This is a genomic window from Bradyrhizobium sp. 956_D2_N1_4 (genome assembly GCF_052076025.1).
Lineage (GTDB): Bacteria > Pseudomonadota > Alphaproteobacteria > Rhizobiales > Xanthobacteraceae > Bradyrhizobium > Bradyrhizobium barranii.
On the sequence record NZ_CP197237.1, the window covers coordinates 5,739,929 to 5,758,693 of the forward strand.

General features: G+C 65.7%; 11 protein-coding genes. 4 read left to right on the forward strand and 7 right to left on the reverse strand.

The window, feature by feature from the left end; genetic code table 11:
• Positions 1 to 37 precede the first annotated feature (37 nt).
• The 4 genes from AB7535_RS27195 to AB7535_RS27210 form a co-directional block, all read right to left on the reverse strand.
• Positions 38 to 595, reverse strand: coding sequence for a hypothetical protein (locus AB7535_RS27195; RefSeq protein WP_085399748.1), 558 nt, complete (start codon positions 593 to 595; stop codon positions 38 to 40).
• Between the two features lie 286 nt (positions 596 to 881).
• Positions 882 to 3,467, reverse strand: coding sequence for an EAL domain-containing protein (locus AB7535_RS27200; protein WP_085399753.1), 2,586 nt, complete (start codon positions 3,465 to 3,467; stop codon positions 882 to 884).
• Between the two features lie 155 nt (positions 3,468 to 3,622).
• Positions 3,623 to 4,924: an MFS transporter gene (locus AB7535_RS27205; protein ID WP_085399749.1), complete on the reverse strand. Its 1,302-nt coding sequence runs from the start codon at positions 4,922 to 4,924 to the stop codon at positions 3,623 to 3,625.
• Positions 4,925 to 5,017: 93 nt separating this feature from the next.
• Positions 5,018 to 7,408: a bifunctional diguanylate cyclase/phosphodiesterase gene (locus AB7535_RS27210; protein WP_085399750.1), complete on the reverse strand. Its 2,391-nt coding sequence runs from the start codon at positions 7,406 to 7,408 to the stop codon at positions 5,018 to 5,020.
• Positions 7,409 to 7,732: 324 nt separating this feature from the next.
• Here AB7535_RS27210 and AB7535_RS27215 point away from each other — a divergent pair, with 324 nt between their 5' ends.
• Positions 7,733 to 8,899, forward strand: a complete 1,167-nt coding sequence (locus AB7535_RS27215) for an ABC transporter substrate-binding protein (RefSeq protein WP_085399751.1) — start codon at positions 7,733 to 7,735, stop codon at positions 8,897 to 8,899.
• A gap of 214 nt (positions 8,900 to 9,113) precedes the next feature.
• Here AB7535_RS27215 and AB7535_RS27220 read toward each other — a convergent pair whose 3' ends face one another.
• From AB7535_RS27220 to AB7535_RS27230, 3 genes are read right to left on the reverse strand one after another with little or no spacing between them, the layout of a single operon-like run.
• Entirely contained in the window at positions 9,114 to 10,091 is a 978-nt protein-coding gene (locus tag AB7535_RS27220) for a hydroxyacid dehydrogenase (RefSeq protein WP_085399490.1), read from the reverse strand.
• Positions 10,092 to 10,103: 12 nt separating this feature from the next.
• Positions 10,104 to 11,978, reverse strand: a complete 1,875-nt coding sequence (locus AB7535_RS27225) for a TRAP transporter large permease (RefSeq protein WP_224517443.1) — start codon at positions 11,976 to 11,978, stop codon at positions 10,104 to 10,106.
• Position 11,979: 1 nt separating this feature from the next.
• The gene (locus tag AB7535_RS27230) at positions 11,980 to 13,011 is read right to left on the reverse strand and encodes a TRAP transporter substrate-binding protein (RefSeq protein WP_028147675.1); all 1,032 of its coding nucleotides are present in this window, start codon (positions 13,009 to 13,011) and stop codon (positions 11,980 to 11,982) included.
• Positions 13,012 to 13,438: 427 nt separating this feature from the next.
• Here AB7535_RS27230 and AB7535_RS27235 point away from each other — a divergent pair, with 427 nt between their 5' ends.
• The 3 genes from AB7535_RS27235 to AB7535_RS27245 all read left to right on the forward strand — a co-directional run bounded on the left by AB7535_RS27235 (position 13,439) and on the right by AB7535_RS27245 (position 18,762).
• The gene (locus AB7535_RS27235) at positions 13,439 to 14,929 is read left to right on the forward strand and encodes a caspase family protein (RefSeq protein ID WP_085399491.1); all 1,491 of its coding nucleotides are present in this window, start codon (positions 13,439 to 13,441) and stop codon (positions 14,927 to 14,929) included.
• 323 nt (positions 14,930 to 15,252) lie between these two features.
• Positions 15,253 to 16,920, forward strand: coding sequence for a SulP family inorganic anion transporter (locus AB7535_RS27240; protein WP_085399492.1), 1,668 nt, complete (start codon positions 15,253 to 15,255; stop codon positions 16,918 to 16,920).
• A gap of 528 nt (positions 16,921 to 17,448) precedes the next feature.
• A complete protein-coding gene (locus AB7535_RS27245) occupies positions 17,449 to 18,762 on the forward strand; it encodes an ABC transporter substrate-binding protein (RefSeq protein ID WP_063981582.1) in 1,314 nt (437 codons plus the stop codon).
• Positions 18,763 to 18,765 lie beyond the last annotated feature (3 nt).

The following is an 18,765-nucleotide window of genomic DNA, read 5'->3' on the forward strand; positions in this document are numbered from 1 at the left end:
GATGCGCGAATCGAGTCAGCGCGGCGCGCTGCCGATATCAGATCCGATCGTTGATCAGGACGCCGGACAACGACGGATCGTTCGCATCGGTCGTATCGCCTGCTTTCGTCGCGCTATAGGTCGAGTCCGCAAGCGAGCTTTTCAGCTGCTGGAGAAACTGTTGCAGCAGCTCCGCCGTCGAATTGCCGCTTGACGAGTCGTCCGTGCCGTTGACCGAGGGAGGCTCACCGGATGGCGGTGGCCCGTCCGGCGGCGGTCCACCCGCTCCGTGCGGTCCATGCGAGAGCGCCGCCTTGAAAATTCCTTGCAGCTCGGTGGCCTGCTCGTCCGTCAACTTGCCGGCCGACACTTGCTGCTGGATGAGGCCATTAATCTTCGACGCGAAGGCGTCGGGCGAAGATGTCCCGCCGCCGGATTGATCGCTTGCACCGGTTGACTGCAACGCGGAGCCGATGCTGCTGAGCGCGGCCGACAGCGCCGACTGATCCGACGCATCGATCGTGCCGGAACTGACTTCCGCTTGCAGCTCGTCTTGTAATTGTTGCAACGGTGATGAGCGGTGGTGATTGGAGGAGAGCGCAGAAATCGAGGTCATGGTGGCTTTCCGTGCTTTTGGCGGACCCGAGGTGACGTTGCCCCGAGTCCCATCCAGTCCTGAGTTCGCCCTGGCAGTTGGATTTGCCCGGTTGCGCGGTGGTAGGAACGGGAGCTGGCGCGGAGCATTTGGCAGGGCGCCGCGCCGGTTGCTCGATATTGCCGATCGGCAATTGGAAATATCCAGAAACAAAAATCCGACCAGCCGATCATCAGCTGGGGCTGGGGCTGGGGCTACCCGTTGAAAGGGATGACTGCCGGATTGTACGCGAACGCCCTGGAGCCGACTATGCCGACCGCTTCACCACGTCGCGACCGGCCGGCGTAACATCGAGCCGCCCCAGCATTGCCCTCGCCTGCTCGGCGCAGTGCTCGATCAACCAGCGTTCGAATGCGACCGGCGGCAGCGCGGGCGCGTAGAGGAAGCCCTGGACGACGTCGCAGCCGAGCTCGGCCAGCGTCTTGCGCTGGCCTTCGGTCTCGACGCCTTCGGCGACGACGGTCATGCCGAGGCCCTGTCCGACGCGCACCACGGCGGTGGCAACCGCGAGCGCGCCCGCGTCTCTCTCGATGTCGCGCATGAAACTGCGGTCGATCTTCAGCTCGCGGATCGGCAGATGCGCGAGCCGGCTGAGGCTGGAATAGCCGGTGCCGAAATCGTCCACGGAAAGCCCGACGCCGAGCGCGCGGATCGCGTTCATCGTCTCCAGCGCGGCGACGCTGTCCCGCATGAACGTGCCCTCGGTGATCTCGAGCATCAGCGCATCCGGCGGCAGATCGTATTCGGCGAGGGTGTCCTTGAGCCGCGCCGCCAGCGTGACGTTGCGGAAATTGATCGGCGACAGGTTCACCGACACGCTGGGAATGTTGAGCCCGGCGCGGCGCCAGTCCGCCATCTGCCGGCAGGCCTCACGCACCGACCACAGGCCGATCTGCTCGATCAGGCCGCACTCCTCGGCGAGCGGGATGAACTTCGCCGGCGAGACGTCGCCGAGCACGGCATCATGCCAGCGCGCCAATGCCTCGACGCCATGGACGGCACCGTCGCAACTGCGGATCTGCGGCTGGTAGCTGAGGGTCAGCGCGCCCTCGGCGATGGCGCGGCGCAGCGCGGCGATCAGCGCCAGGCGCTGCTCGGTGAGCCCGTTCATTTCGGCGCTGAAGATGCGATGGGTGGAGCGGCCGGCCTGCTTGGCCATGTACATGGCCGCATCCGCCTGCTGCATCAAGGTGTCGATGTCGGTCGCATGGTCGGGATAGAGGCTGATGCCGATGCTCGCCGACATCTGCAGCTGCCTGGAGCCAAGCCGCAGCGGCGCGGCGAGCGCCTCCGCGACCCCGGCCGCGACGCGCTCGGCGCTCTCGGCATTGCGCTGCGGCAGCAGGATGACGAACTCGTCGCCGCCGAGCCGTCCCAGCATGTCCTCAGGGCCGATCTGCTCGCGCAGGCGCTGCGCGAGCTGGATCAGCAGCTCATCGCCGGCAGCGTGGCCGAACGTGTCGTTGACGTCCTTGAAATGATCGACGTCGAGGAAGGCCAGCGCGACGTGGCTGCCGGTCGGGCAGGCATCGATGGCCGTGGTGATCAGGTGCCGCAGTTGCGCGCGGTTCGGCAGCCCGGTGAGAATGTCGTGATAGGCGAGCCGCGCGATCTCGGCGCGAGCTTCCTTGCGCTCGATCGCGAAGGCGCCGAGGTCGACGCAGGCGTTGACGATGCGGCGGTGCCAGTTGCTCGGCGCGCGCGTTTCACGGAAATAGAAGGCGAAGGTGGCGATGACCCGGCCGTCCTTGGCCTTGATCGGTGTCGACCAGCAGGCGCGCAGGCCCACTTCGAGCGGACGCGTCTTGTAGGGCTGCCAGCGCGGATCGGTGTCGAGATCTTCGGCCAGCACCGGTTCACCGTAGAAGGCCGCGGTGCCGCAGGATCCGACATTCGGACCGATCGCGATGCCGTCCAGCGCACGCGAATAGTCCTCGGGCAGGCTGGGCCCGCCGAGCGGATGGACGAGGCCTGCGGCATCGACGTGAAGCAACGAGCAAACCACGTCAGGCGCGATCTCCTCGACCCTTCGGCACAGCCTGTCGGCGATATCGGTGATCGGAACCTCGTCGGCCAGCGCACTCATGATGAGCTGCTGGAGCGAGCGCAGCTGCCTGGTCTCGGTGATGTCCTCGAGCAGCGCGAAGATGTGCCTGGCACGGCCCTTCTTGTCGCGGAAGACGTCGATACGGGCGCAGACCCAGATCTCCTCGCCGCCCTTGTTGTAGACCAGCGTCTCGATTTCGCCGCGGCGGCCGCCGGTCATCAGGCGCTTGACGAGCTTCGCGACGGCCTTCCGATCGGTGTGGCGGCCGGCGATCAGCGCGCCGGCGCGGCGGCCCTCGGCCTCCTCGCTGGTGTAGCCAAACAGCGTCCCGAAGGTGGAATTGACGTAGACGATGTTCTGGTCCGTGTCGGTGATGAGCACCGCGCGGTTGGTCTGGTCGGAGACGGCGTGGAGAAGCCCGATTCTGACGCGGCGCTCGGCCTCCGCGGTGACGTCACGCGCGAACACGACGTGATGGGTGGCGCCGCCACGCGTGACGGATGAAAGCGAGATGGCCGCCCGGATCCGGGTGCCGTCGCGCCGCACGAGGCTGATCTCGTCGCGGAACTCCGCGACCGGATCGGCCCGAAGGCATTTGAGCGTGAGAAGTTCGGCGTCGCAGCCGAGCACCTCGGCGCGCGCGAGTTTCCAGATCCGCTCTGCACCGGCATTGAAATGCGTGATGCGACGCGCGCTGTCGACGATGACGATACCGCCGTCGGCACATTCGAGCGCAGCCAGCAGCACGTCCGGAATTTCTGTCATGGGACAATCGGCGGCAGACATCGTTGGACCCGGATGCATCGGGAAGATGGCAAGGGGGGCCGAGGCTAGCGCCGCGATGGTGTCCAAGACGTTTTTGCAACCGGGTCGCGTCCGGCCAAGACGCGACATGCTTAACGGCTCGCGAAAGCTGCGAAGGCAATCCGATGCATCGGAACCTATTCGGCCGCGCTTGTGGGCTTGAGCTTGTGCAACCGGCCGGCCACCGCCCGCACCTTGCGTGGAGCGGCCTGCCAGACCGAGAGCGCAGACAGTCCGCTCACGACCATGGCGATGGCGAAGGCGAGCGTGTAGTCGCCGGTGCGATCATAGAGGAAACCCGTGAGCCAGGGACCCGCCGCGCCGCCGGCCAGGGCCGCCAGCATGATCGTTCCAAAAATGCTGCCCTGGTGCCTGCCCTGGAAGATCTCGAACACCACCGCGCCCATGATCGAGGTGAGGCCGTAGCCGAGCGCGCCTTGCGCGAACACCATGACATAGACCAGCCACAGCGACGGCTGGAATTTCAGCGCCATCAGCGCCGCGAAGCAGATCGCAAAGCCTGCGCAGCTGATCGCCCACACCCATTCCCGCCCGATCCGGTCGGAGACGTGGCCGAGCAGGATCTGGCCGGGAATGCCGAGCAGGCTGACGATGCCGAGCGCCCACACCGCGACACCGGGGCTGAAGCCGATGTCGAGCAGGAATTTGGTCTGGTGCACCTGCACCGCGTACCAGATGTACAGGCCGCTGAAATAGCCGAGCGCGATCCACCAGAAGCGCGCGGTCGCAACCGCGCGCTTGAGCGTCCAGTCGGTGCCGACCCAGACGGGATCGACGATGTTGGACACCGGTGTCGCCGCGCCCGCCGCCGGCGTGGCATCGCCGTCCGGCTGGAGGCCGATGTCTTCGGGCCGCTTGTGCAGGAACAGATTGATCGGCGCCAGCACGACGAGGATGAGCAGCCCCATCGCGGTACAGGCGGTGCGCCAGCCGGTCTCTTCGATCATGTGCTGCACCCAGGGCAGCAGCGTCACCGAGCCGATGCCGACGCCGGCAAAGGCAATGCCGATGGCGAAGCCGCGCTTGCGGATGAACCAGTTCGGCAGGAACAGCGACTGGCCGGAATAGCCGAGACACACCGAGCCGGCGCCGACCATGACGCCGATGGTCACGTAGAGATGCCAGGGCGTGCTGGTGAGTGGCGCGAGCAGCAGGCCGCCGCCCATCAGCACGACACCGAGTTCCATCACCGCGCGCGGGCCGGCGCGATCCATCAGGCGGCCGATCAGCGGGCTGACGATGCCCGACACGACGAAGCCGAAGGAGAACGCGCCGGCAGTGACGCCGCGTTCCCAGCCGAATTCGGAGATGATGGGAGGAAAGAACAGCGAAAACGCGGTGCGTGCGTTGACGCCGATCGCCATGGTCACGAAGGTCACCGCGACCACGACCCAGCCGTAGAAGAACGGAAGCCGCATGTTGTGCTTATTTCATCCCTAGATGGTGCTACCGACCATCCAGGGCCGTCTGGGTCAAGCGATTTTCACGAGATGCCCCTTTGGGCCGCGCGCTCAGGCCGCGTTGCGCTGCGAAGGCTGAGCGGTCTCGTCGAATGCGATCTGGTCGACCGGCTGCGGGCGTCCGAACAGATAGCCTTGCGCAAAATTGACGCCGAGCGCCGTCAGCCGCTCGAACTCCTCAGCTGTCTCGACGCCTTCGGCGGTGACCGACATGTCGAGGCCGCGTGCGAGCGTCACGATCGAGGCGATGATCGCGGAGCTGCGCGGCTGATGCGTGAGGTTGCGGATGAAGGACTTGTCGATCTTGATCTTGTCGAACGGGAACGTGGTCAGATAGCTCAGCGACGAATAGCCGGTGCCGAAATCGTCGAGCGCGAGCTCGATGCCGATGTGCTTTAGCCGCTCCATGAAGGCAAGGTTCTCGACGCCGCGTTCCAGCAGCACGGATTCGGTGATCTCGATCTCCAGCCGCTGCGGCGCCAGGCCGGAATCTGCCAGCGCCGCGCAGATCGTCTCGAACAGCTCGGCTTCCTTGAACTGGATCGGCGACAGATTCACGGCAACCATGAGATCGCACGGCCAGGCGGCGGCGTCCGCACAGGCGCGCCGAAGCACGAATTCGCCGAGCGGCACGATCAGCCCGGTTTCCTCGGCAAGCCCGATGAACTGGTCCGGCGGGATCAGGCCGCGGCTCGGATGCCGCCAGCGCACCAGCGCCTCAAAGCCGCGACGGCAACCGCTGGCGACGTCCATAAAGGGCTGATAGTGCACTTCGAGCTGGCACTGCGCGATGGCATCGCGCAAATCGCCTTCCAGCGTATTGCGAGCCTCGAGCTCGGCCGACATCGCCTCGTCGTAGATGGTGAAGCAGTTGCGGCCGGCCGATTTCGAGCGGTAGAGCGCGAGGTCCGCCTTCTTCAGCAGCTGCTCCTGGTCGCTGCCGTGGTCCGGTGCGATCGCGATGCCGATGCTGGTGCCGATCTCGACGCGATGGCCGGGCAGCAGGAACGGTTCGGCGACCAGCTTCGCGATCCGCGCGGCGAGCTCGGTCGCGCAAGTCCGCTGATCGTCGCAAGCCTCCTGGATGATGGCGAACTCGTCGCCGCCGAGCCGCGCCAGCACGTCGGTGGCGCGCAGCGCAGATCTCAGCCGCAGCGCCACCTGGCGCAGCAGCACATCGCCCGCACCGTGGCCGAGCGAGTCGTTGACGTTCTTGAAGCGGTCGAGATCGAGCATCAGGATCGCGAACGGCAGGCCCCGCACGCTCAACTGGCTGTTCATCATGTCGAGCCGGGTCAGGAAGAAGGCGCGGTTCGGCAGCCCGGTCAGGATGTCGGTCTGGGCGAGTTCCAGCACCCGCCGGTTCGCCAGCGAGAGCCGCCGCGAGTTGCGGCTTGCGAGCATCAGATAGGTCGCGAGCGACAGCGTCAGCAGCATGCCGACGACGATGACCGCAACCGCGCGGTCGTAGGCCGTCTCCAGCGAACCGCCGGCCGTCGGCATGGCGCGCACCTGCCAGTCGGTATCCCCGATCTTGAGGCTGCCCGACCAGTGCAGCGCCCGGGCGACGTCCCGCATCGACTGCGGCGACGTGGCGGCCGACGAATAGTCCGGCAGGGTCTGTTCCAGGCTGACGATCTGTCCCGTGAAGGGCGGATAGACGTTCACGCTGACCGCGGGGCTTGCTCCCGTGGTCACGCGAATGGACTGGATCAGCAGCGGCAGGTCGAAGACGCCGACGACGAAGCCCGCCAGATTGCGGCGCCGGTCCGCCACCGCCTCGCGCGAGGTTCCCTTGGCGTAGACGGGAATGGCAACGAGCACGTCGGGCTGCCGGCCGCCCTCCTTCGGTTCGTAGAGGCGCGTGCGAATGGCGGCGACGCGGTCGTTGTCGCGCGCGCGCTCGAGGGCTGCGCGGCGCTCTGGAACGGTCGCGTAATCCATGCCGTAGACCGACGACGTCTTCGGCTGGGTCGAGTAGAACACCGGGAAATATTCATCGGCTTGCGGCGCGGTCGCGAAGGTCTCGCCCTGGAGCGACTTGATGCGATAGCCGGACACGCCGTCCGTGGCCGCGGCGGCCTCGTATTCGGCGCGCTCTTTGCGGTTGACGCGCGGCAGCCAGGAGATGCGTAGCATGCCGGGATGACGTTCGAACAGCCGGGAGCTGAAGGTCTCGAATTCGCTGCGGGTGATTTCCTCGTTGGTCGATTCGAACAGCGTACGCAGCGCGACGAGCCTGGAGATGTACTCGCTCATGCCGTTCTGCATGACGATGGCTTCGGTTTCAGCGGCGTTCTCGAACTCGATCTTGTTGACGCGATTTTCCCATCGCGCCACGGCGGCGGCGCCGACGAGCGAAAACAGAAGACCGACGCCGATTGCGACGAGCGCAGGGCGATAGAGTCCGAGCAGCGGCGCGGCGCGCCACCATCCGGTCATACGTTCTCTATCCTGATCGTTCCGCCCCCGACCGCCCATCTTGATCCGCAAGTCCCCTCGTCGCGGCAACCCACTTCTGGTTGAGCTGCCGGAACTGCTATCGGACCAGGATCGCGGTTAAGAACCGCACAATTTCGAAACCGGGTCGTCGCGCATTGCGTGGCTTAGTTAACGATTGGCCTGCAAGCAGGGCCCATTGTGCGAGCAATTTGCCGCTTTTCCCCGGAGTCCTACGGAGCACCGTTACATCAGGGGTTAGCGAGCTGTTCAGGACGACGGGACTATCGTTTCCGGCAGGTATTCCCTTATCCGGCAAGCATCCTCATGACACGATCGCGATCAGCGGCCTGCGTCGCTTTGGCCGTCGCGCTACTCGCCGCGGCCAATCCTGCAGCGAAAGGCGACGAGGTCGGCGTCAGCGACGATACAATCCTGTTCGGCCAGGCCGCCGCGCTCGAAGGCCCCTCCTCCGCGCTCGGACAGCGGATGCGGCAAGGCATCGTCGCGGCATTCACCGAGATCAACGAAAAGGGCGGCGTCCACGGCCGCAGGCTCCAGCTCATCAGCCGCGACGACGGCTACGATCCCGACCGCTCGGTGGCGCAGACGCTGCGGCTGATCGAGGACGACAAGGTGTTCGCGCTGATCGGCGCGGTGGGCACGCCGACCGCGATGGCGACGATACCGATCACCAGCACCAGGAACATCCCCTTCATCGGCCCCTTCACCGGCGCTGAATTCCTGCGCGACCTCGAGCTTGCGAACGTCGTCAACATTCGCGCAAGCTATGGCGCTGAAGCGGAGGCCTGGGTCAAGCACCTCACCGAGGATCGCCACTTCACCCGCATCGGCATCTTCTATCAGGACGATTCCTTCGGACGCGACGGTCTCGCCGGCGTGAAGCGCGCACTCGCCAGGCGCGGCCTCGAGCTCGCCGCCGAAGGCACCTTCGAGCGCAACACCCGCGCGGTCGGCGCGGCCTGGCGCATGATCAAGCGCGCCGAGCCCGAAGCCGTCGTCATGGTCGGGACCTACGGCCCTTGCGCGGAGTTCATCAAGCTCGCGCATCGCAGCGGCTTCCATCCGACCTTCGTCAACATCTCCTTCGTCGGCGCCAATGCGCTCGCCCGAGAGCTCGGCCCCGACGGCGAAGGCGTCATCGTCTCGCAGGTCGTGCCGTTTCCCTGGGATCGCTCGCAAAAGCTCGTCGCCGACTACCAGGCGGCGCAGAACGCGTTCGACCCGACGCTGACACCGGACTTCGTCTCGCTCGAAGGCTATCTCTCCGGCCGCCTCGCGGCCGCGGCGCTGGAGAAGGCCGGGCCGCAGCCGACCCGCGCGAGCCTCCTGCGCGCCATCAACGACGTCGGCCGCTTCGACATCAGCGGCAGCATCGTCACCGTCGGCGCGCGCATGACCGACGCGCCGCTGAAGGTGTTCTTGACCGTGATCCAGAAGGACGGGACGTTCAGGGCGGTGGACCGGCTGTAGGCTAGCCCCGACTAGCGCCACGAAAAAGGTGCGCTCCCTCCCCCCTTGCGGGGGAGGGTTGGGGAGAGGGGCAGCCCAGGAAAAGGTGCTTGTTGCCGACGATGCACCGCTCGGTGCGCGACGGAAAGAATCCCCGTGCGGCACCCCTCTCCCTGCCCCTCCCCCGCAAGGGGGAGAGGGAACGGAGAGAGCTGTGCTGTCGGCTAGTAAGTCTTCAAGGCCGCCGCGTCCAGCGGTCGGCGTTGACGGCGCCTTGCGGGACCTCGCCTTTGACGATCGCTTCGACCTGCCGCACCGTTTCCAGCGACTGGTATTCGATCGCCTGTGGCGTCAGCCCGCCGACATGTGGCGTCGCGATAACGTTGGGAAGCCTCGCCAGCTCCGGGCTCGGCATCTGGTCGGGCGCGCGGCCGACATCCATCGCCGCGCCGGCGATGCGGTTTTCGCGCAGCGCGCGTGCCAGCGCAGCCTCGTCGACGAGATTGCCGCGCGAGAGATTGATGAACACGGCATACTTCTGCATGCGCGCCAGCGCCGCCTCGCCGATCAAATTCTCGGTCTTCTCGTTGGCGATGGCGAGGCAGACGACATAGTCGGAGGCCCCAAGAAGCTCGTCGAGACTGACCTGTCGGATCGCGCTGTCGCTGACATCAGCGAAGGGATCGGAGACCAGCACCTCCATGCGCATCACCTTGGCGATTTCGGCGAGATAGCGCCCGATGCTGCCATAGCCGATGATGCCGATCCGGCTGCCGGCGAGCTGGCGGCCCATCCGCGCCTCGACCTCGCGGCCGGCCTGGTAATCCGCCGTCGCCCGCGAGACGCCGCGGGAGAGATCGACCATGTAGCCGATCGCAAGCTCGGCCACCGCCTGCACGAAGCCGGGACCGGCCCGCGTCACGAGCACGCCGGCTTGCGAGGCCGCATCGACATTGACGTTGCGGATGTCGACGGCACAGCGGACGAAGGCACGCAGGCGCGGCAGTTGCGCAAAGATCTCGCCGCGCCCTTCCGTCATGCGGTCGGCGACGATAATGTCGGCATCTTTCGCCGCACGCACGAGGGTAACCGCGTCCAGCGTATCGTCGCTCTCGTGCAGGATCACCTCGGCGGCTGCCCGCAGGCCGTTCAGGCTGCGGTCGCCGTAGTAATTGCGACGCATCTCCGGCGTATGGGCGAGCAACACTTTCAAGACGAGACTCCCTTAATAGCCGAATGCCCGCGGCAGCGCGGTCGAGAGCCATGGCACGAAGGCTATGACGAGCAGGCAGAGGAACAACAGGCCGAGATAGCCCATGATCGGCTTCACCGTCTGCTCGATCGGCACGTTGCCGATCAGGCAGGCGCCGTAGAGTCCGAGCCCGAGCGGCGGCGCGAACAGGCCGATGCCCATCGCGATGACCAGCACGACGCCGAAATGCAGGGGATCGACACCGAGCTGCACGGCCACCGGCAGCAGCAGCGGCCCGAAGATGATCAACGCGGCCGCGCCTTCCAACACCGAGCCCATCACGATCAGCACCGCGATCGCGAGCAGGATGAACAGCCAGACGCCTGAGGTCTTGGACAGTCCCAGCATGAAATCGCCGACCGCATGCGGCACCTGCTGCAAGGTCAGCGTGAACGCCAGCGACTGCGCCGCGGCGACGATGAACAGCACGAGCCCCGCGCGCGTCGCGCCCTGCACGAAGCTGTGTGCGGCCGACCTAAAGGTGAGCTCGCGGAACACGACGCTGCCGACGACGAGCGCATAGGCCACGGCAAACGCGGAGATCTCCGTCGCCGTCGCAAATCCGCTCTTGAAGCCGAAGAAGATCATGAAGATCAGGCCGAACGAGGCGATGGCGCCGCTCCACAGGCCCGACACCGGCATCTGCGGCGCAACGTCCTCGGTATCCGCCGGCCGCTTGCCGAAGATGATGGACACCGCGATCAGGACCAGCGCCATCAGCGCCGCCGGCAACAGCCCCGCGACGAACAGGCCGCCGATCGACAGGTTCGCGACGAAACCCAGGATGATCAGGTTGATGCAGGGCGGAATGGTCTCCGCCATCACCGCGGATGCGGCAAGCAGCGCCACCGCGCCGCCCGGGTTCTGCTTCGAGCGTCGCGCCGCCGGGATCAGCACCGAGCCGACCGCGGCGACATCCGCCATCTTCGAGCCCGAGATGCCGGAGAACAGCACCATCGAGGCCACCATCACGACATTCAGGCCGCCGCGCATACGGCCGACGCCGCGCTGTAGCAACTCGATCAGCCGCACCGACATGCCGTTGGCTTCCATGAGGTAGCCGACGAGGATGAAGAAGGGAATCGCGAGCAGCACGAAATTGTCGATGCCGCGCGCCATCTGCTGGGCGAAGATCACGCCGGGCAGCGCGCCTTCGACCCAGATGAAGATCAGCGCGGCCAGCGCCAGCGCAAAGCCGATCGGCAATCCGCCGAACAGGGTTGCGAAGAAGCCGATAAACATCAGCGTGCCCGCCGACGGCACCGTGGACGGCGACAGATAATCCCAGGCGAGATAGAGGCCGCTGACGATGACGACGGCAACGAGGCCCCTGACGATGTCGGGCAGCGGCCGCGCGCAGAGCTGGTCGATCGCGAACACCGTCATGAACAGCGCGCCGATGCCCATCGGGTAGAAGGTCAGCTCCAGCGGCAGGCCGGACCCGGTGGTCTGGCCTGAAGTCAACGATCCCAGCTTGATGGCGTTGTAGGCGACATAGCCGGAGATCAGCACGACCAGAAGCGCACTCGCGGCATCGACCAGCGTGCGCAGCCGCACCGGCAGCAGATCGCGGAAGAAGGACACGCCGACATTCTCGCCACGCGCGAGCGCGCTCGCTGCGCCGAAGAAGGCCGAGCCGACCATCAGGCCGCGCGCGACGTCGTCAGACCATTCGACCGGCGCATTGAAGCAGAAGCGCAGCAGCACCGACGCGCAGACGACCACGAGATCGGCGGCCAGGAGGATGGCCGCAATCGCGTCGCTGAGGCGAAGCAGCAGCGTAATGCTCCCGTGGCGGCCGCCCGAGAGGGGCACGGCGGCTGTCAACGCCATCTCAGACTTGGTCATCTCAAGCTTGCGTCGCGCGGATGATGTCGATGACCGGCTTGGACTCCGGCCGCGCCTTGATGAAGTTCTCGTGCTGCGGCGCGACGCGCTTCTTGAAGGCTTCGCGGTCGCATTCGGCCACCGTCACGCCCTTCTCGGTCAAAGCCGTCAGCGCCTCCTTCTCGACCGCAAGCCCATGGGCACGCGTGTCGGCCGCGGCCTTCTTGGCGGCATCGAGGAAACCCTCGCGCAGCTTCGGATCCATGCGGTTGTAGGTCACGTCGCTGAAGTAGATCGCGAGCGGCGAGAAATTGTGCTGCGTCAGCGAGTAGAATTTTGCCGTTTCGAAGAACTTGCTGGCCAGGATCGTCGGCGGATCGTGCTCCAGCCCGTCGAGCACGCCGGCCTGGAGCGCCGTGTAGATCTCGCCGAAGGCCAGGGGCGTCGCGGCGGCGCCCATCAGGCGCAGGCATTCCGTGATCACCGGATTCGGCAGCGTCCTGATCTTGAGGCCGGCGAGATCCTCCGGCGTCTTCACCGGCTTCCTCGCGAGCACGCTGCGTGAGCCGAAATTATAGGCCCAGGCGATGATGCGGATGTTGCCACTCTTGAGCAGCGCGTCCTCGATCGGCTTGGCGGCGCCGGAATCGAACGCCTTGGTCTGCTGCGGGAAGCTCGAGAACAGAAAGCCGAGATCGAAGGTGCCGACCAGCGGCACCAGGTTGGCGGAGATCGACGAACCCGATACCATGAGGTCGATGACGCCGAGCTTCACCGAATTGATGACGTCGATCTCCTGCCCGAGCTGGTTGTCGGGAAAGAAGGCGACCTCGACCTGCTCGCCGAGCCCGTTGCCCTTCAGGTTCTTGACGAGGTTGTCGTAGTAGACGCGGCCGTTGGCGTATTTCGGATCGTTCGGCAGCGAGGAGGAGCATTTCAGCTTCAGCGTCGCCGCTTCGGCGCGACCGATGATGGCGGGAGAGAGAACGAGGCCGGCGGTAACCGCCGTCGACGACTTGATGAACGTGCGACGGCTCACGGGCACGATGGTCATGGCGCGGTCTCTCCCCGAATATTCTTGTTTACGGCCGAGATCGCTGCCGCGGCCTGTTGCGCGGACTGTATGGCCAAAGCGACGGGGCAGGCAAGGGTTGCAGCCGGCCGTCGCAAAGCGGCGTGTCGCGAGCATCGACGGCATCGGCGCCGTCAAAACAACCATGTTTGTCCGGGATTCTCGATCGGATCGGCCTGGTGGCCGATGTGCGACAGGACGCTTCGCGCAACAGCGGGGATCAATCCAATTGGTGCATGGATCAATGCGCAATTCACATGGATGCCGCCGGAGCGATACCCGGCGGCTCCGGCAGACGCCCTGCCCCATTTTGCCGCAGCTTGCTGCGTGATCCAGTGCACAGACAGACGCGTGGCCGCGACCTAGAAAAGGTGACATCATCGCGCGCATTGCCGATGGAGGTGACACTATGCGCCGTCCAGTCCTTCGCAATTTGTTTCTTGCCTCCAGCCTTGTCGCGCTCGCGCAATTGATGACACCGACGGACGCCGACGCCGAGGCGCGGCTCGCACTCGTGATCGGTCAATCGGCCTATCGCACCGTGCCGGAGCTGCCCAACGCAGCCAACGACGCCAGGGGCATGACGGAGCTGCTCGGCAATGCCGGCTTCACCGTCACCACGGCGGCCAATTTGGCGCAGAACGAGATGCGCGCTGCGATCTCCGATTTCGCCGGCAAGGTCAGCGCCAGCGGCGCCGACACCGTCGCACTGGTGTTCTATGCCGGCCACGGCCTCCAGATCGACGGCGAGAACTATCTGGTGCCGGTCGATCTCGATCCCAAGCGCGAGGCCGATATTCCGCTCCAGGGCGTACGGCTGAACGATCTGCTCAACACGCTCGGCGCGCTGCCGACGCGGGCACGCATCTTCATGCTCGACGCCTGCCGCAACAATCCGTTCCCGGCGCTCAGCGGCGCCGGCCACGGGCTCGCGATCGTCGACACCAAGGCCGGTGCACCCGGCTCCTTCATCTCCTATTCGACCTCGCCCGGCGCGGAAGCAGAGGACGGCTCCGGCGTCGACAGCCCCTACACCACGGCCGCGCTGACCGTCGCCAAGCAGCCCAACCTGCCGATCGAGGAAGTGTTCAAGCGCATCCGCATCGCCGTGGCGCAATCGACCGACGGGCGGCAGATCCCCTGGGAAAGCTCGTCGCTGACGACCGACTTCAAGTTCTTCGGCGGCGAGAGCAGCGGCGGACAGCCTGCTCTCCCGGGCGCATCCGCCATGGCACTCGCCAGCGGCACGCGCAGCGTCGCGGACTGGCGCAAGGATTTGCAGGGCAAGGAGCCGAAGGCTGCCTATGAGCTGGTGATCGCCGACGACACCGTCGAGGCGTATCAGGCCTATGTCGAGCTCTACGCACAGGCCTCCTACACGCCGCGCCTGCGCACGATCCTGGAGCGCCGGCGCCAGATGCTGGCCTGGGAGCGCGCCACCGCCATCAACACGCGCGCTTCGTTCGAGGCCTATCTGGCGAATTGGGACAACAGCGACCTCGCCGCAACCGCGCGCCGGCTGCTGCTCCGCGTGCAGAACCGCAACTATGCCTTGCCGGTCGCGGCCGCAGCGGCCCCTGCTCCGGTCGCGGTCGCAATGGCCCCAACCTGCCCGTGCTCGGCGCCGTCGACACCGGCAACGCCGGTCAATCCGGCGGTGGCGCCCGTCATCAAGAAGCGCGTCGACGACACGCCGCCGAAGCGAAAGGTGGTCGAGACGCCGCCGAAGCCGCGCCGGCCGCCGCCCGACGAAGTGATCTACGAGCGCGCGCCGCCACCTGGCCCGCCACCTGAAGCCGTGGGCGTCGGAATTGGCGTCGGGATTGGTCTCGGCATGGGTATGGGCGGCCGTGGCGGAGGCGGCTACGGACGCGGCGACTACAACCGCGGCAGGTATTGAGCCCCAGTTCACCAAGCGAATGGATGTCCGCAGGCCCTGCCTGCGGACATTTCTGTTGATGGTGAGCGGCCAGCAACTCTCGTGCCCCGGACGGAGCGCAGCGCTCCCGGCGATGCGACGCATCGTCCGGTGCGGTGCGCTGCAGAGCCGGGGCCCATGTACCAGCGAACTGTGCGGCGCGATGGGTCCCGGCTCTGCGCAGCAACGCTGGGCGTTGCAGCGCGTCCGGGACACGAGAGTTGCGGATATTTCGCCTTCTGTGGCCTTCCGGAAGTACTGTAGGCTGATCTGCTGACGCCAGCCTTTCCGGGGATTCCATATCGATGCCGCACGACGCGCCCGCCAAGAGCTCATGGCCGCTGTTCCGGTCACTCGCGTCCTATGCCCTGCCCGGCGACCTCATGGCGGGCCTGACGCTGGCGGCGATTGCGATCCCCGAGCAGATGGCCACGGCGCGGCTCGGCGGTTTTGCGCCGCAGATCGGCTTCTTCGCGTTCATGGCGGGCTCGCTCGGTTTCGCGCTGCTCGGCGGCAACCGCTTCCTGTCCTGCGGCGCGGATTCCACGATCACGCCGATCTTCGCCGGCGGACTTGCCGCGCTCGCTGCCACCGGCTCGCCTGAGTATCAGGGGCTTGCGATCGCGCTGGCGCTGATGGTCGGCGCGATGATGCTGGCCAGCGGCGCTTTCCGCCTCGGCGGCATCGCCAATCTTCTGTCCGTGCCGGTGATGGTCGGCTTCCTCGCCGGCATCTCCGTCCACATCATCGTCTCGCAACTGCCGGGCGTGCTCGGGCTTCCATCACCAAGCGGGCCGACACTCGAACGCATCGGCGTGCTCGCGACCGAACTCGGCCGCACGAACCCCTTCACGCTCTGCATCGGGCTTGGTGTGCTCGCCGTGGTCTTCATCGCCGAGAGGGTCAGCGCGAAAATTCCGGGCGCGCTGATCGGGCTCGTCGCCGCGACGCTGGCCACAATCGCGCTCGGCCTCGAAAGCAAGGGCGTCAGCGTCGTCGGCGCGGTGCCGGGCACGCTGCCGCGGCCGACCTTGCCTGACCTGGCACCGGAGCTATGGGTGCGCCTGGTGCCGCTCGCCTTCGTCATCACGGTCGTGGTGATGGTGCAGACCGCGGCGACGACGCGGTCGTTCCCGTCCGATCCCGACAAGCCTGCCGATGTCGACCGCGACTTCCTCGGGGCGGGCGCCGGCAGCGTGCTGTCCGGCCTGTTCGGCGCGTTTCCGGTCAATGCCAGCCCGCCGCGAACCGGGATCGTTGTCGAGACCGGCGGACAATCGCAGCTCGCGGGCCTTGCGGCCGGGGCAATCGTGCTGGCGCTGCTCGCGTTCGGGACGGGGCTGCTGCAGCACGTTCCGGACGCCGCGCTCGGCGGCATCCTGCTGTTCGTGGCGCTGCGGATCATCCGGGTGAAGCAGATCGCCATGATCTACCGGCAATCGTTCAGCGAGTTCCTGCTGATCGTCGCCACTGCCGCGCTGATCATCGTGCTGCCGATCCAGCAGGGCGCCTTCCTCGGCATCGTGCTGTCGCTGCTGCACGGCATCTGGAGCACGACGCGCGCGCGGCTCGTCGAGTTCGAGCGCGTGCCGGGCACCACGATCTGGTGGCCGGCGCATCCGCACATCACCGGCGAGCGCGTCGCCGGCGTCGCCGTGATTGGGCTCCAGGCGCCGCTGTCCTTCCTCAACGCGCCGGGTTTTCGCAGCGACGTGGCCAAGGTGCTCGGCACCTCGACGCCGCAACTGCTGGTGCTGGAGGCGAGCGGCATGGTCGAGATCGACTTCACCGCCGCGCAGATCCTGCTCGACGTCTTCAAGGCGTGCAGCGAACAGGGCGTCACCGTCGCGCTGGCGCGGCTGGAATCGGTGCGCGCGCAGAACGCGTTCGAACGTTTCAGACTGTTCGACGCCCTGCCCCGCGAACACGTCTTCCACAGCGTCGATGAGGCCGTGCGCAAGCTGGCAAAATAACCACCGCCTTCACTCGGTCCGCCGCCCCAAAGGGAGCGATACTTTTGGTCGCCGGCCAGTTCGCGGAGTGAGCCCATGGCCGCCGCGTCAAAGCTAGCACTTGATTTCCTGCCGCGACGGGCGACAATGATGTCGCGCCAGCTTCCGGTACCGAACTTCATATAAGACGGGGAAAACCCGCTTGGCCGCGGCTATACCGTCGCTGCGCGGGAGGGATCGTTATGACGGTAGGGTTCAAGCGCTGGCTGCAGCGCCGACATGATCCAGGCCGCCGATCGTATCGCCGTTACGATTGGGTGCGATGCAATCGCGCCGCTGCTCCGCGAAGAACGCCCCCTGGTTCGCGGCGAACTCGCCACCCCGGCGCTGCAAGTGGAAGGCCACCAAAGGATCATCGAGCCAATGCAATGCGCACGTTGTCGCGGGCGCATGCGTTGAGCCACGGAGGCGCGATAGACTGAAAGGCACTCCAGGCCGGCGTTAGACTGGCCAAAGGATATTAGCTCAGACACACCGAGGGAGGAATGCATGACGACGGTAACCCGACGTAACATCCTCAAGGGCGGCACGGCGCTTGTGGGCGGCATGGCCGGCATCCTGGCCACTGGCAGGGCTCCCGTTTTTGCACAGGGCACCACGGTACACTGGCTGCGTTGGAATGACTTCGTGCCAGCTTCCGATCAGCTATTGCGCAAGGAGCTGCTGCCTGCTGCCGAGAAGGCGCTGGGAATCAAGATCAATCTTGAGACTGTGAATGGCAATGACCTGCAGCCGCGCATCACCTCGGCGATCCAGTCGGGCTCAGGTCCCGACATCATCATGCTCTTCAATAACCACCCGCAGATCTATTCGGAGAGCGTCATCGACCTGTCCGACATCGCAGGTCGTGTGAGCGAGGCCGAAGATGGCTATTATGATCTGTGCAAGTCCAACTCCGCCGACGGCCAAAAATGGATCTCTTTGCCGTGGACCATCGTCGGCGCCATGATCGCCTACCGAAAATCCTGGTTCGATGAGATCGGCTCATCGACCTTCCCGGACACTTGGGAGAAGTATCGCGAGGTTGGCAAGAAGCTCAAGGCCCAGGGCCGGCCGATCGGTCAGACGCTCGGCCACACGTTCGGTGACGCGCCGACGTTCAGTTACCCGTACATGTGGTCGTGGGGCGGCACTGAGGTCGAGAAGGACGGCAAGACTGTCAACATCAACAAGAAAGAGGTCATCGAGTCCGTCAAGTTCATGACGGCTTTCTGGAAGGAAGCCCACGACGAGGGCGGGCTTGCCTGGGATGACACCAACAACAACCGTGCGTTCCTGTCGCAAACCATCTGCGCCACCCTCAACGGCGCTTCGATCTACATCGAATCGCTGCGCAACCCCGACAAATATATTACTGAAAAAGGCGCACAGCTGAAGACCGACATCCAGCACTCGCCGTTGCCCAAAGGCCCGGCCGGCCAATTCGCCATGCACACCTATTTCTCTCACGTCATTCCGAACTATTCGAAGAATCAGGACGGTGCGAAGGCGTTGTTGAAGTGGGTCCATACCAAGGCGAACTACGAGCCGTGGTTCGTCTCCCAGAAAGGTTTCGCGACACCGCCGACCCACGAATGGGAGAAACACAAGTTGTGGGAAGAGGACAAGGTCATGGCGCCCTTCAAGATCGCCGGCCTCCTGGGTCAGACGCCCGGGTACCCTCTGCCCTCATCAGGCAAGAAGGCTGCCGAAGTGCTCACCAAATACATCATCACAGATATGTACGCCAAAGCGATCCAGGGCGCTCCGGCGGAGGATTCCGTGAAATGGGCGGAAGTCGAACTCAAGAAGGTCTATTCTTGAAAG